Source organism: Bacillus sp. BD59S (assembly GCF_007363175.1).
GTDB classification, from domain to species: domain Bacteria; phylum Bacillota; class Bacilli; order Bacillales; family Bacillaceae_G; genus Bacillus_A; species Bacillus_A pacificus.
On record NZ_CP034686.1, the window covers coordinates 1,720,730 to 1,734,160 of the forward strand.

Consider the following 13,431-nt stretch of genomic DNA (forward strand, 5'->3'; position numbering starts at 1 on the left):
CGAATAGCGGGATAAAGGGTAGGTATAGATAAAAAGGAGCTAATAGAAAATGAAACGCATAAAAAAATTAGGAACAACAATGATCGCAACAGTAATTGCAATGGGAATTTTTTCGTTACCTGTTAGTGCGCACGTTACTGTGAAGCCAGCAACTTCTGACATCGGTTCTTGGGAGACTTACACGATAAAAGTACCAGTTGAAAAGAATGTAGCAACAACAAAAGTTACACTGAAAATACCGTCTGGTGTGGAATTTCAACAGTATGAACCAGTGCCAGGGTGGAAAATAGAAGAGCAAAAAGATAATGCCGGAAAAGTGAAAACTGTAGTATGGGAAGCAACAGGAGAAGGGATTTTACCTGGCCAATTCCAGCGGTTTACTTTCGTCGCTAAAAATCCGGATAAAGAACAAAAAATAGCTTGGGATGCATATCAACAATATAAAGACGGAGAAATTGTTGAATGGACAGGCGATGAGAAAGCTGAAAAACCGCATTCACTTACTACAATTGCAAAAGGTACGTCATTAACAGGAGAACATGGTGAAGTATCTAATGTAGAAAAGAATGAAGGTACTAGTAATATGCAATTGATAGCGATTGTTTTATCTATTTTGGCAATTGTATCTTCGGTAGTTACGTGTGTTTTTGTAGTGCGTCGTAAAAAATAAGATATAAAAAAGAGCCTACAAATAGTAGGCTCTTTCTCATATTTATTTCACTTCAACCTGCTGCCTTACAGCAAGTGTTTTCGGCTTTATATTTACAAAACAAATGCTCACAACAATAAATAATAGGCCAATAAATAAGCTCATTGTAATGGCTTCATGTAAGAAGATTGAACTTACAATAATAGCGATAAGGGGAATAAGGAATGTATAAGCCCCTACTTTACTCGCTTCACCAGCTCCAACGAGTGTGAAGTATGCAAGCCACCCCATTGCAATAACAAAGAATGAAATAAAGAGTAGTACACTAACAAATGGCATACTCCAAGCAATACTAGACCAACTTTCAAATTCTGAGCCAAATCCGATTAAACAAAGACCACCGATAAGAAGCTGAATTGTTACCATCCAAATGGCATTCACACGGTGACCAGTTTTCTTAATAAATACTGTTCCAAGTGCCCAGCCAATCGCACATCCTAATGCAAGAAGAATGCCAATGACAGAAATATGTCCAGTTAAACTACTAGAGCTAATAACACCTACACCAATAAATCCGAGTACAAGCCCGAAAATTTTTAAACCGTACATTGTTTCTTCAAGCCATATCCATGAGAAAATACCAAGTAAAACAGGTTGTAAAAATACGATAGCGGAAAATAGACCAGCAGGCATATATTGCAGACCAACAGTTTGTAACCCGTAAAATATAATGATGTTAAGTAAAGAAGAAATAACGTATAAATGCCACGTTTCTTTTAAATGTAATTCTTTGTATTTGGGTAGAGCGAAAAGGAGTAAAATGAATCCTCCAATTAAAGTTCGAACGCCTGCAAATAAAACGGGTGGTGTATAATGCAGGGCAAACTTAGATAAAGGCCAATTGATTCCCCACATAAAAACGAGGAAGGTAAGGATTATGGCCGTCTTAGTTCGAGAAAGCTGTGTCACGGTAAGACCTCCTTGTTGTTATTCATTTCACTATGATATGATATCGAATGTAATAAATAAAATGAATCTTTTTTATAAGGAGTATAAGTGATTAGTTATGACCATTACACAACTGCAAGTATTAATAAAAACTATTGAGTTAGGTAGTTTTACAAAGGCTGCCAGGGTGTTAAATATGACGCAGCCAGCTGTAAGTCATGCCATTTCAAGTATTGAGTCAGAGTTAGGAGTTACGATTCTTATACGTGATAAACGACAAGGATTACTCGTTACGGATGTAGGAAACAGAATTCTTGTACATATTAGAGAGATTTTAAGCAGTGTAGAGAAGATTGAACAAGAAGTTGCGATGGAGAAAGGACACGAAGTGGGGACGATTCGAATTGGGAGTTTTCCGAGTGCTTCTGCACATTTCTTACCGAAAATGATAAACCATTTTAAGGAGAAGTATCCGAGCTTAGAGGTCGTTCTTTGCGAAGGAACAATTAAAGAAGTTGAAGATTGGTTAATATCGAGGGTTGTTGATATAGGAATTGTTATTTTGCCTAATAAAGAGATGGAGATTGTCCCGTTAACGAAGGGAAAAATGGTTGCTATCTTAAGAGAGGATCATCCCCTTTGTAAGAAGGACTCTATTACAATTCGTGATTTGGAGAATGAACCGATCATATTATGTAAGGGCGGATACGAACCACCCATCATTGATATGTTTAAACAAGCCAACGTACCACTTCGGGCTGAGTATGTAATTTCGACCGTTACTACCGCTTTAAATATGATTCAAGAAGGGCTAGGTATTGCAATATTAGCTGAATTATCTTTAACGAATTTACCACAGAATGTGCAAACGAGAGAATTGGAACCGCAAGTATGGAGAGAAATTGCTTTAGCTGTTCCTTCATTAAAGGATTCTTCAATCGCTGTACAGCTATTTATTGAAGAATTTCAAGCGCTATTTGCAGAATAAAAAGGGGTGTCTCATATATCATAATGGGGCACTTTTTAATTTGCTTATAAAAAATCTATGAAAAGGATTGACTTATTTTTTAGTTGTAACTATAATGATTACATCGAGGTGGTGATTACGATGAAAATTAGTAGCCGCTTTTCCATAGCTGTTCATATTTTATCTATTTTGAAAAACAATCCATCTTCACTTTGTACTTCAGACTATATGGCTGAAAGTGTCAATACGAATCCGGTAGTCATTCGTAAAATGATGTCGTACTTGAAACAAGCTGGCTTTGTTTACGTAAATCGTGGACCGGGTGGCGCGGGATTACTAAAGGATTTACATGAAATCACATTGTTAGATGTGTATCATGCAGTGAACGTAGTCGAAGAAGACAAGTTATTTCATATTCACGAGCAACCGAATCCAGATTGTCCAATTGGGGCGAACATTCAAGCGGTGTTAGAAATTATTTTAATTCAGGCACAATCCGCGATGGAAGAAGTTTTGAGAAATATTACGATGGGGCAGTTGTTTGAAACTTTGCAAGAAAAAATGAATGTTTAAATAATATTTATATTTTTTTATCATTAATGTAACTGATTTGATTACAACTGTAAAGGTAAGGTGTAAAAGTTATGACTGTAAAAATGAAAGTATACTCAGATTTTATATGTCCGTTTTGTTTTTTAGCAAAAGGTCCATTAGATGAGGTAGCGAAAGAGAAAGATGTAGAGATTGAATGGATGCCATTTGAATTACGTCCAAGTCCATATTCAAAAATAGATCCATGGAATGAGCCAGAAAAATTAGGTTCATGGGATGCTTTCATTCTTCCGACAGCGAAGAAGTTAGGAATTGATATGCGCTTGCCACGTGTTTCACCACATCCATATACACATTTAGCTTTCGAAGGATGTCAATTTGCGAAAGAACATGGACTAGGTAATGAGTATCATCACCGCGTATTCACAGCATTTTTCCAAGAAGAGCAAAACATTGAAGATATTGATGTGTTAACAAAATTAGCGGTAGAAGTAGGACTTCCTGAGGCGGAATTTAAAGCTGCTTTAGTAACTCGTAAATATAAAGAAAAGCATCAAGAAGCAATTCAGCACGCATATGATGAAGCGAATATTATGGCTGTTCCAACTGTCATGATTGGAGATGAAGTCATTCAAGGGCTTGCTAGTAAAGAAACACTAGAAAGGGTCATTGATAAAGAAATTGAAAAGGATAAAACAAATTCATTTGAAGGTATGCAATGTAATACCGATGGATATTGCTAATTCGCTTGTTATGAAATAACAAAATAAATTATAAAACAAACATTTGGAGGAATTAAAATGTCAGCAACTACAACAAACTTAAAAGAAGCAATCGTGAACCGCCGTTCGATTCGTAAAGTAACAAAAAACGATGCAATTACGAAAGAAAGAATTGAAGAAGTGTTAAAAACAGCTTTACACGCACCAACATCTTTCAATATGCAAAGTGGTCGTATGGTTGTATTAATGGATGGAGAGCATGAAAAGTTTTGGGATATTGTGAAAGAAACACTAAGAGCCCGCGTACCAGCAGAAAATTTTGAGGCGACTGTAGAAAGACTAAAAGGCTTCCATGCAGGTGTAGGAACAGTTCTATTCTTTGAAGATCAAGCAACTGTAGAAAAAATGCAAGAAAATGCCCCATTATACAAAGATCAATTCCCATTCTGGTCTCATCAAGGAAATGCGATGTTACAACATACTGTGTGGATGTTATTATCTGCTGAAGGAATTGGGGCGTCATTACAACATTACAACCCAATCGTAGATGCTGAAGTGAAAGAAACTTGGAACATTCCAGCAGAGTGGAGCTTAGTAGGTCAAATGCCATTTGGTGAACCAAACGAACAACCAGCAGAAAGAACGTTCTTGCCTACTGAAGATGTATTGAAATTTTATTAAGATATACAATATGTAACGAGAAGGAAGCTGTACTTAAAAACAGCTTCCTTTTTTGTAGTGGTGTTAAATTATGCGCATTTAGGGAAGAAATATAAGAAATAATCCGGTGAGAAGGGAATTAGAAAAATGAATGATGAGAAAAAATATACAGTGGTAGGTACTGATGTTGAGGAAGTAAAGCGTTTAAATAAAAATTCAGGGTTAACGTATAATCAAGTGAAGGAATTATTAGCGAAGCAAATGCAAAAAAAGAAGTAATGAAATTGAAATTCTTCATTTTTTCATTTAGCATTTTTATTAAAGAGAGTTATAAAGATAACTCTCTTTTTCAATGCAATTGAGCAACTGTTAGAGTGGAGGAAACAACATGAAGAAGTGGGTAAAGATAACGTTATCGATCGCTGGAGGTATTGTCCTATTGGCATGTGCCGGAGGGTATTACGTGCATAAAAATTATTTTCCAAAGGAACCTGAGCGTATTGTATATGATAAAGAAAGAGTGTTAAAACCGATACATAATCAGCTCAAAGGAATTAACATAGAAAATGTAAAGATAAAAGAAAAAGAAGTCGTAAATGCGACTGTAGATGAGCTTCAAAAAATGATTGATGATGGGAAATTATCATATGAAGAATTAACGAGTATTTATCTTTTTAGAATACAAGAACATGATCAAAATGGAATAACATTAAATGCTGTTACAGAGATTAATCCAAATGCAATGAAGGAAGCGCGAAAGTTAGATAAAGAAAGGTCTTTCAATAAGAAGTCAAACTTATACGGCATGCCGGTTATCGTAAAAGATAATATACAAACAGAAAAGTTGATGCCGACAAGTGCAGGCACGTATGTGTTAAAAGACTGGATTGCAGATGAAGATGCGACGATCGTGAAGAAGCTGAAAGAAGAAGGTGCTTTCGTTTTAGGAAAAGCGAATATGTCTGAGTGGGCAAATTATTTATCCTTTACAATGCCTAGCGGATATAGTGGGAAGAAAGGACAAAATTTAAATCCGTACGGTCCAATCACATTTGATACTTCAGGATCAAGTTCAGGATCTGCTACAGTAGTTGCGGCAGATTTTGCGCCGCTTGCAATCGGAACAGAAACGACTGGATCGATTGTAGCACCAGCGACGCAGCAATCGGTAGTTGGATTACGTCCATCACTAGGTATGGTGAGTAGATCAGGCATTATTCCATTAGCTGAAACACTTGATACAGCAGGACCGATGGCAAGAACGGTAAAGGATGCTGCAACGTTATTTAACATAATGGTAAGTTATGATGAAAAAGATGCTATGACAGAAAAAATGAAAGATAAAGAAAGAATGGATTATACGAAGGACTTATCAATAGACGGTTTGAAAGGGAAAAAAGTAGGAGTACTATTTTCAATAGATCGACAAGATGACAATAGAAAAGAAGTAGCACAAAAGATAAGAAAAGACCTTCAAGATGCAGGTGCAATATTGACTGATGATATTCAGTTAAACGCTGAGGGTGTAGATAATCTACAAACATTAGAATATGAATTCAAACATAATGTTAACGATTTTCTTTCAAAGCAAAAAAATGTACCGGTAAAATCGTTAGAAGAGATTATAGCGTTTAATAAAAAGGATAGTAATAGACGAATAAAATATGGACAAACATTAATTGAGGGATCTGAAAAATCTGCTATAACGAAAGATGAGTTTGAAAAAGTAGTGCAAACGAGTCAAGAAAATGCAAGAAAAGAGCTAGATAGATATTTACTAGAAAAAGGTTTGGATGCTCTAGTTATGATTAATAACGATGAAGTTCTTCTATCCGCTGTAGCTGGTTATCCGGAATTAGCGGTTCCTGCTGGATATGATAAAAATGGAGAACCAATCGGTGTAGTGTTTGTAGGGAAACAGTTTGGTGAAAAAGAGCTTTTCAATATTGGATATGCGTATGAGCAGCAGTCTAAAAATAGAAAATCACCTAAATTGTAAAAGGTTAAACGAAAAAAAGAGCTCAACTGAAGTAAGTAGGTGGGCTAATATAAATAGAATCTAACAATATAAAAAGAAAAAAGGATTCTTCCTAATTAGTAAGAAAGATTGTCTAAAGAAGTTCATAAAATGTAATATATTCAATTTCCATCCATTGAAGGGGGAGGTTAAATTTTAATGAATGAAGTGAAAAATTTCTTTCGAAGTAGAGGGTTTCAACGGTTTCTCGTTTTAATAATATTAGCGTTAGTATTATATGGATTAAAAAGTATGATCAATTTAATATTAATTACGTTTATACTGACATTTTTAATGGATCGATTTCAACGTTTTATTTCAAAGAAATTGAAAGTGAATCGGAAAATTGTTATTGCCTGTTTGTATATCATATTAGTTTCCTTTATTGGCACGACATTGTATAAATATTTACCTGTGTTAACGATACAAATTTCGCAATTGATTTATCAATTTAAATTGTTTTTTCAAAACCCGCCTGATAATGAAATCATTAAATATGCACTTTCGACAATTAACGGAATGGAAGTATCAAAGTATATAGAACAAGGTGTAGATGTCATCTATCAATCGATAGCAAATATAGGGAAGGTAAGTTTACAAATATTATTGTCTCTCATATTAAGCCTATTTTTCTTATTAGAAAAAGAGCGTATTATTACCTTTACTTCTAAATTTAAAGAGAGTAAGCTAAAGATTTTTTATGAGGAGATTGCATATTTTGGCGAAAGGTTTGCAAGATCGTTCGGTAAAGTAATTGAAGCGCAGTTTTTGATTGCAGTTGTAAATTGTATTCTTACTGTTATTGCATTAATTGTTTTAGGATTTCCGCAGCTTCTCGTATTAGCTGTTATGATTTTTCTACTAGGATTAATTCCGGTTGCAGGTGTAATTATTTCTTTATTTCCACTTAGTATCATTGCATATAACGTAGGCGGAGTTATGTACGTTGTATACATACTTATGTTCATTACAGTCATCCATGCTCTTGAAAGTTATTTTTTAAACCCGAAGTTTATGTCTGCGAAAACGAATTTACCAATCTTTTATACATTTATGATTCTCATCTTTTCAGAACATTTCCTTGGAATATGGGGGCTTATTATTGGGATACCAATCTTTATCTTTTTCTTAGATGTACTTGATGTAAATAATGAGGAATCGATTGAAAAATAGAAAATAAAGTAAAAAGCAATCCAATAAATTTTGGATTGCTTTTTGCTATACATATTAAAGAACTGGAGCCATTGTTTCTTTCAATACTTGAACAGAGTGATCGAATTTTAATTCTTCGTCTTCACTTAATTCTACTTCTAAAATTTCACGAACACCGCCGCGATTTAAAACAGCAGGTACACCAATATACACATCTTTTTGACCATATTGACCTTCTAAGTAAGCCGATACAGTTAATACACTATTTTCATCATTTAAAATCGCTTTAGTAACACGTAGAAGTGACATACCGATACCGTAGTAAGTTGCACCTTTTCGCTCAATAATATGGTAAGCTGCATCACGAACGTTTATGAAAATTTTGTCTAAATCTTCTTGATTATACGTGTTGTCTTTTTCAAGCAGTGTCTGTAGTTTTTGGATACCAACGGAAACGTGGCTCCAAACTGGAAGTTCAGTATCGCCATGTTCGCCGATAATATAAGCGTGAATGTTGTGTGGACCAATATCGAAGTACTCACCTAACATATAGCGGAAACGAGCGGAATCAAGCGTTGTACCAGAACCGATTACACGTTCTTTCGGTAAACCAGATTCTTTCCAAGTTACGTAAGTTAAAATATCTACAGGATTTGTTGCGATTAAGAAAATGCCATCAAACCCGCTATCCATAATACTGCGAACGATTTGTTTAAAGATTTTAGCGTTTTTCTCAACTAAATCTAAACGTGTTTCACCTGGCTTTTGTGGTAATCCAGCCGTAATGACTACAAGGTCAGCATCTTTACAATCTTCATAGCTACCTTTCCATACTCTAGTTGGTGCTGGAGCAAATGGAACGGCATGACTTAAATCCATTGCTTCTCCTTCAGCTTTTGCCTCGTTTACATCAACTAAAACAAATTCTTCAGCTACAGCTTGGTTAATCATGCAGTAAGCATAACTACATCCAACTGCTCCTGTTCCTACTAATACAACACGGTTAATCCCTTTTTTCATTTCAAAATTCCTCGCAATTTCATTGATTTTATTATGTAAGATAATACGTCTTACTTCTACAGAATCATATCTAGTTTATTACATTTTATAAAAGATATTCAAGTATTTGAAAATGTATCCGTGCAATTCTTTGCATGAAACATAGGAAGTAAGTGAACCGAATATAATTCAGTAAAATCCTTTGTAAAAGGGGAAATGGCATGGGGAACCCATTAACAATGGAAGAAATGCTTCATATTATTCATGCAGGGCTTGTTAAAAAGAATAACCCAAAACGAATTACGATTGCCGGTGCAGGGATTTCTGGATTAGTTGCAGGTTCTTTATTAAAAGAGGCTGGGCATGAAGTAACGATTATAGAAGCAAATAACAGAATAGGTGGCAGGGTGCATACGATTCGGGAACCATTTAGTGTGGGTTTATATTTTAATGCTGGACCGATGAGAATCCCTGATACCCATAAGTTAACCTTAGCGTATATTCATAAATTTAAACTACCTTTAAACCTTTTTATAAATAAAACTTTTGCAGATATCATTTATACGAATAACATTCAAACAAGATTGAATGTGTTTGAAAATGATCCAAGTGTACTTGAATATCCGGTTTTGGATAAAGAAAGAGGAAAAACGGCAGAAGAGCTAATGCTTGAGGTATTAGAACCAATACTAAATTACATTAAGAAGGATCCTGATAAAAATTGGCTTATCGTTGAAAAAAAGTATAAAACGTATTCGCTTGGTTCATTTTTAATGGAGTATTATTCAGATGGTGCAATAGATATGATTGGGGTACTTCTTGATATGGAAGCTTATATGGGAATGTCCTTAATTGAAGTATTACGTGAAATGATTTTCTTTACTTCAACAACGAAATATTATGAAATAACTGGTGGAATGGATAAGTTATCGAATGCATTCTTACCACAATTAAGGGAACATATTTTAATGCAGTATAAGGTTGATAAAATTATACAAGAAGATAATAAAGTAATGTTACAAGGAAATCATGAACAAACGTTAGAGCAATTTACAATAACAAGTGATTTTGCTATTATTACAATTCCATTTTCAGCGTTAAGATTTGTAGAAGTTCAGCCATATCATTTATTCTCTTATTTTAAAAGACGGGCAATTCGTGAATTAAATTATATTGCTGCAACTAAAATTGCAATAGAGTTTAAAAGTAGATTTTGGGAGAAAGCGGGACAGTGTGGTGGGAAATCTATGACTGATTTACCGATACGGTTTACATACTATCCGAGTTATGGCATTCATACTCCAGGACCAGCTATCGTTATAGCAAGTTATACGTGGGCAGATGAGGCATTAACATGGGATAGTCTCCCGCAAAGAGATCGTATTCGTTACGCATTAAAAAATTTAGCAGAAATATACGGTGACATCGTCTATAGTGAGTTTATCACTGGAACATCTTTTAGCTGGAGTAAAAATCCGTATTCTTGCGGTGCATTTACAGCTTTCGAACCAGGCCAAGAGCTCGAGTTATTTCCGTATATTACACCACCATCTGGAAAAGTACACTTTGCAGGAGAGCATACGACATTAACACACGGATGGATGCAAGGAGCAATAGAGTCTGGAGTTAGAGTTGCATATGAAGTAAATGAACAGTGAATCTCTTATATTTACAAATGGTCATTCTTTTAATAAAATGATAAATATAAATCGTAATTATTACGCTTTGAATACATTTGAAGTAAAGAAATGGATGGTCGGTTGAATGAATAAAGTGGAGATTCATATATTAGGTGGTTTTTTAGGTAGCGGAAAATCAACATTATTACAAAATTTATTGTTAGCAGAGAAAAAGAAGAATAGAAAAGTTGCAGTATTAATGAATGAGATTGGTGAATACTCGGTAGATACAGATATTATTGGAAAAGAGAATGTTTTAAGAGAACTTCTGAAAGGATGTATTTGTTGTACATTAAAAGAAGAGCTTGAAATACAATTACATTCGTTATATCAACAAGAAAGACCAGATGTCATTTATATAGAAACGACAGGTGTTGCGCATCCAATTGAAGTGTTAGATGCATGTGTATCACCAATTTTAGCACCTTTCTTAGAAGTGAAATCCATCGTAGTCGTTTTAGATGCAGTAAGGTGGTTAAATCGAAGTATATTAAGTGCAAATGTTCAGCAATTATTGCATGAGCAATTGAAGTTTGGTAGCCATGTTTTAATTAATAAATCAGATTTACTAACAGATGCGGATAAGAACAAAGTAATTGAAGAAGTGAAAGCAATAAATAATCATGCAAAATTGTTTGAAACAAAATATTGTAATATATCTTTAGAAGACATAGAGGAAGCTGAATTTACGAATGATGGGGAACATGAGACACTACATGTAAAACAGCATTTACATATACAAACGATGACGTATCAATTTACGAAACCGATTGATCAAGACAAATTATATGAATGGCTTTCGAACTTACCAGATAGTATTTATCGTGTAAAAGGTTTTGTAAAATTCCATGGAGATAAATACCCTCACCTATTCCAATATTCGTTCGGAGTGCCGACTTTACTGGAACAAGACTTCGGTTTCCCAACGAACTTAGTAGTAATAGGGGAAGGGCTAGATAAGAACCAATTGGCTGAAGGGTTAGAGAAAGTGGAACTTAATTCTAACTAACATTAAAGTGAGCTGCCCCATAAGTTGCTGAAACGACTTATGGGGCAGTCTTTTATTTTTTATGAATAAGCATATAGATACTTGTATTCATTTTAAATAGTCACTCTTTTAGTATTTTCGTTTTCCAAGAGAAACGTTTACACTAGTACTAGAGTCTCTTCTAAATTCAATTTTGCGACCATCTAATTCTGTTGTTCGAGAGCTTGCAGTAGGGTTTTTAATTAGACTGTACAGATTATCCGCTTTAGTTGGTAGTAGTGTGTTTAGAATTTTTTTCACCGGCTCGTTTAATACAGAATCATCACTATGAATAGACATTCTATATGCGCTGTCATCATAGGGAGAAAAATTAAAATACATAATGCCATCATATGTTTGACCAGTTTTAGTATATACATAGTTATAATCGGTTTTTAAAAATCCAGAATCAATTAGTATATTCTCAATTTCTTTATACTTATCCTCATCTTTTGCAGGAATAGAATCAGGAATAAAATAAGGGTTTACATTAATTGCTTTATACATAAACGTTGCAAATTGTTCTCTTGTTACATTCATTTCTCCGCCATATTTATAGTCTCCAATTCCTTTTGTAATGCCATTACTATACAATGAACGAACAGAGTTTGTTGCCCAATGATTATTTGGGACATCATAGAAAAGGTCATTTGTTTTTACAGGTAGGTGAAATGCTTTTTGTAAGATAACAGCCATTTCATATCGAGTTAATGTATCATCAGGTCTAAATTTGTCAGTGTTACTGTCCCCTGTCATAAGTCCTTTTTGAGCAACTGCTTTAATATTGTTTTCAAACATATGCCCATGAATATCAGAGAAATGTTTATTTGTAGATCCGGTATTTTCTAGTTTTAAGTATCTTGAAATAATCGCAGCTACTTGCCCACGAGTTACATTGTCCCCAAATCCAAATTTTCCGTTACCATAACCACTAATAATCTTTTGTTCAGTTAAACGGTCAATCGAATCTTTAGACCAGTGATTTGTTGGTACATCAATGAAATGTTCAGTTTGTGCATGAGCATTCGTTGCACCAAATAATGTGGCGGTAATTAAGCCTGTTGCGAGTACATGTTTAAAATTCATTATGATTCCTCCTAGGTATATAAAAATTTTTCTCACTCATATCCGATACTTATAAGTGATAATCATTTATATATTATATTAGTATATTCCAATTTTGTAAAATATGGATTTATTTTCATAATATTTCTTAAATGTATATGGTGTTATGAGAGGGTGGGAAGTGTAAAAAATTCAACTGACGGGCGTTTATATATTCTGATTAGGAATGCATTATAAAATGCTCATTAATTAATAGTTAGTCAAAAGAAGCCGATCTTTATTGGGGTATAGAAAGACAGTTGCAGATTTTGTCTAACAATAATAATTGTAAAATTCGGAAATATATTTATAATCAAATCTAAGAGGTGATTCAGGTGTCAGAAAAAATAATAATGGATGTAAAAAACCTAACAACAAAAGGATTAGAAACGAGAGAGAAATTATTGTGTGCTGCAGAAGAAGTATTTGGTGGTAAAGGGTATTACGAGGCTTCTATCGTGAATATTACACAAGAAGCAAAGGTAGCGCACGGAACTTTCTATAATTACTTTCCATCTAAAAAAGATATATTTGATGAATTGATTCGCAGATTGAACCGTGAGTTACGCTTAATTATTAAAGAAGAAATGAAGGGGATATCAAGTTATGAAGAGGCACAAAGAAGAGGTTTTCAGGCATTTTTTCGGTGGGTGAAAGATCGTCCTAATCTATATAACATTGTACAACAGGCGGTAGTAGTTGATGATAATTTATATAGATGGTACTATGCAAAGCTCGCAAATGGATTTTTAAAAAGTTTATCAGCTGGTATGGAAGCAGGAGAGTTTAAACAACTTGATACAGAAACAATTGCGTATTGTCTTATGTCAATTGGGCAATTTCTAGGTATGCGATGGGGGTATTGGGAAGAGAAAGATGTTCCAGAAGATGTATTTGAAGCAGCGATGTCATTAATATTTGAAGGATTGAGAAAGAGATAAGGGAGTGGGGAACA

The 13,431-nt window shown here is 34.4% G+C and carries 14 protein-coding genes; 11 read left to right on the top strand and 3 right to left on the bottom strand.

Annotated elements, in window-relative coordinates; all coding sequences use genetic code 11:
* Positions 1-49: 49 nt before the first annotated feature.
* Positions 50-670 carry a YcnI family copper-binding membrane protein gene (locus tag EKQ63_RS10885; protein ID WP_087994500.1) on the top strand — a complete coding sequence of 207 codons (621 nt, stop codon included), beginning with the start codon at positions 50-52 and terminating at the stop codon, positions 668-670.
* 42 nt (positions 671-712) lie between these two features.
* Here EKQ63_RS10885 and EKQ63_RS10890 read toward each other — a convergent pair whose 3' ends face one another.
* On the bottom strand, positions 713-1,618 hold the full coding sequence (locus tag EKQ63_RS10890) for a DMT family transporter (RefSeq protein WP_000192817.1): 906 nt from the start codon (positions 1,616-1,618) through the stop codon (positions 713-715).
* Between the two features lie 97 nt (positions 1,619-1,715).
* Between EKQ63_RS10890 and EKQ63_RS10895 the strand changes: the two genes are divergently transcribed.
* The 7 genes from EKQ63_RS10895 (at position 1,716) to EKQ63_RS10920 (ending at position 7,688) form a co-directional block, all read left to right on the top strand.
* The gene (locus EKQ63_RS10895) at positions 1,716-2,585 is read left to right on the top strand and encodes a LysR family transcriptional regulator (protein ID WP_087952922.1); all 870 of its coding nucleotides are present in this window, start codon (positions 1,716-1,718) and stop codon (positions 2,583-2,585) included.
* Positions 2,586-2,705: 120 nt separating this feature from the next.
* Entirely contained in the window at positions 2,706-3,137 is a 432-nt protein-coding gene (locus EKQ63_RS10900; protein WP_042515328.1) for an Rrf2 family transcriptional regulator, read from the top strand.
* Positions 3,138-3,208: 71 nt separating this feature from the next.
* A complete protein-coding gene (locus EKQ63_RS10905) occupies positions 3,209-3,859 on the top strand; it encodes a DsbA family oxidoreductase (RefSeq protein WP_000216664.1) in 651 nt (216 codons plus the stop codon).
* A 57-nt stretch (positions 3,860-3,916) separates the two neighbouring features.
* Positions 3,917-4,519, top strand: a complete 603-nt coding sequence (locus EKQ63_RS10910) for a nitroreductase family protein (protein WP_061131162.1) — start codon at positions 3,917-3,919, stop codon at positions 4,517-4,519.
* A 126-nt stretch (positions 4,520-4,645) separates the two neighbouring features.
* A complete protein-coding gene (locus EKQ63_RS30475; RefSeq protein ID WP_000997341.1) occupies positions 4,646-4,777 on the top strand; it encodes a hypothetical protein in 132 nt (43 codons plus the stop codon).
* Positions 4,778-4,886: 109 nt separating this feature from the next.
* On the top strand, positions 4,887-6,497 hold the full coding sequence (locus tag EKQ63_RS10915) for an amidase family protein (RefSeq protein ID WP_143881028.1): 1,611 nt from the start codon (positions 4,887-4,889) through the stop codon (positions 6,495-6,497).
* A gap of 177 nt (positions 6,498-6,674) precedes the next feature.
* On the top strand, positions 6,675-7,688 hold the full coding sequence (locus EKQ63_RS10920; RefSeq protein ID WP_087952919.1) for an AI-2E family transporter: 1,014 nt from the start codon (positions 6,675-6,677) through the stop codon (positions 7,686-7,688).
* A 54-nt stretch (positions 7,689-7,742) separates the two neighbouring features.
* Here the strand turns inward: EKQ63_RS10920 and EKQ63_RS10925 are convergent, their stop codons facing one another.
* Positions 7,743-8,687, bottom strand: a complete 945-nt coding sequence (locus EKQ63_RS10925; protein ID WP_000715321.1) for an L-lactate dehydrogenase — start codon at positions 8,685-8,687, stop codon at positions 7,743-7,745.
* 200 nt (positions 8,688-8,887) lie between these two features.
* Between EKQ63_RS10925 and EKQ63_RS10930 the strand changes: the two genes are divergently transcribed.
* Together EKQ63_RS10930 and EKQ63_RS10940 are read left to right on the top strand one after the other, a co-directional pair.
* Complete coding sequence (locus tag EKQ63_RS10930) at positions 8,888-10,324, top strand: flavin monoamine oxidase family protein (RefSeq protein WP_087952918.1); 1,437 nt, start codon at positions 8,888-8,890, stop codon at positions 10,322-10,324.
* Between the two features lie 106 nt (positions 10,325-10,430).
* Positions 10,431-11,354 (top strand): CobW family GTP-binding protein, encoded by a 924-nt coding sequence (locus EKQ63_RS10940; protein ID WP_048551979.1) that lies wholly within the window; start codon positions 10,431-10,433, stop codon positions 11,352-11,354.
* A 108-nt stretch (positions 11,355-11,462) separates the two neighbouring features.
* Here the strand turns inward: EKQ63_RS10940 and EKQ63_RS10945 are convergent, their stop codons facing one another.
* Positions 11,463-12,458 carry an S-layer homology domain-containing protein gene (locus tag EKQ63_RS10945; RefSeq protein WP_087952917.1) on the bottom strand — a complete coding sequence of 332 codons (996 nt, stop codon included), beginning with the start codon at positions 12,456-12,458 and terminating at the stop codon, positions 11,463-11,465.
* A gap of 353 nt (positions 12,459-12,811) precedes the next feature.
* Here EKQ63_RS10945 and EKQ63_RS10950 point away from each other — a divergent pair, with 353 nt between their 5' ends.
* Complete coding sequence (locus EKQ63_RS10950; protein WP_140168466.1) at positions 12,812-13,417, top strand: TetR/AcrR family transcriptional regulator; 606 nt, start codon at positions 12,812-12,814, stop codon at positions 13,415-13,417.
* Positions 13,418-13,431 lie beyond the last annotated feature (14 nt).

What these genes read in the sequence shown, in the direction of transcription:
- EKQ63_RS10885 (WP_087994500.1), top strand. Translation starts at nt 50, where the DNA reads ATGAAACGCATAAAAAAATTAGGAACAACAATGATCGCAACAGTAATT.
- EKQ63_RS10895 (WP_087952922.1), top strand. Translation starts at nt 1,716, where the DNA reads ATGACCATTACACAACTGCAAGTATTAATAAAAACTATTGAGTTAGGT.
- EKQ63_RS10900 (WP_042515328.1), top strand. Translation starts at nt 2,706, where the DNA reads ATGAAAATTAGTAGCCGCTTTTCCATAGCTGTTCATATTTTATCTATT.
- EKQ63_RS10905 (WP_000216664.1), top strand. Translation starts at nt 3,209, where the DNA reads ATGACTGTAAAAATGAAAGTATACTCAGATTTTATATGTCCGTTTTGT.
- EKQ63_RS10910 (WP_061131162.1), top strand. Translation starts at nt 3,917, where the DNA reads ATGTCAGCAACTACAACAAACTTAAAAGAAGCAATCGTGAACCGCCGT.
- EKQ63_RS30475 (WP_000997341.1), top strand. Translation starts at nt 4,646, where the DNA reads ATGAATGATGAGAAAAAATATACAGTGGTAGGTACTGATGTTGAGGAA.
- EKQ63_RS10915 (WP_143881028.1), top strand. Translation starts at nt 4,887, where the DNA reads ATGAAGAAGTGGGTAAAGATAACGTTATCGATCGCTGGAGGTATTGTC.
- EKQ63_RS10920 (WP_087952919.1), top strand. Translation starts at nt 6,675, where the DNA reads ATGAATGAAGTGAAAAATTTCTTTCGAAGTAGAGGGTTTCAACGGTTT.
- EKQ63_RS10925 (WP_000715321.1), bottom strand. Translation starts at nt 8,687, where the DNA reads ATGAAAAAAGGGATTAACCGTGTTGTATTAGTAGGAACAGGAGCAGTT.
- EKQ63_RS10930 (WP_087952918.1), top strand. Translation starts at nt 8,888, where the DNA reads ATGGGGAACCCATTAACAATGGAAGAAATGCTTCATATTATTCATGCA.
- EKQ63_RS10940 (WP_048551979.1), top strand. Translation starts at nt 10,431, where the DNA reads ATGAATAAAGTGGAGATTCATATATTAGGTGGTTTTTTAGGTAGCGGA.
- EKQ63_RS10945 (WP_087952917.1), bottom strand. Translation starts at nt 12,458, where the DNA reads ATGAATTTTAAACATGTACTCGCAACAGGCTTAATTACCGCCACATTA.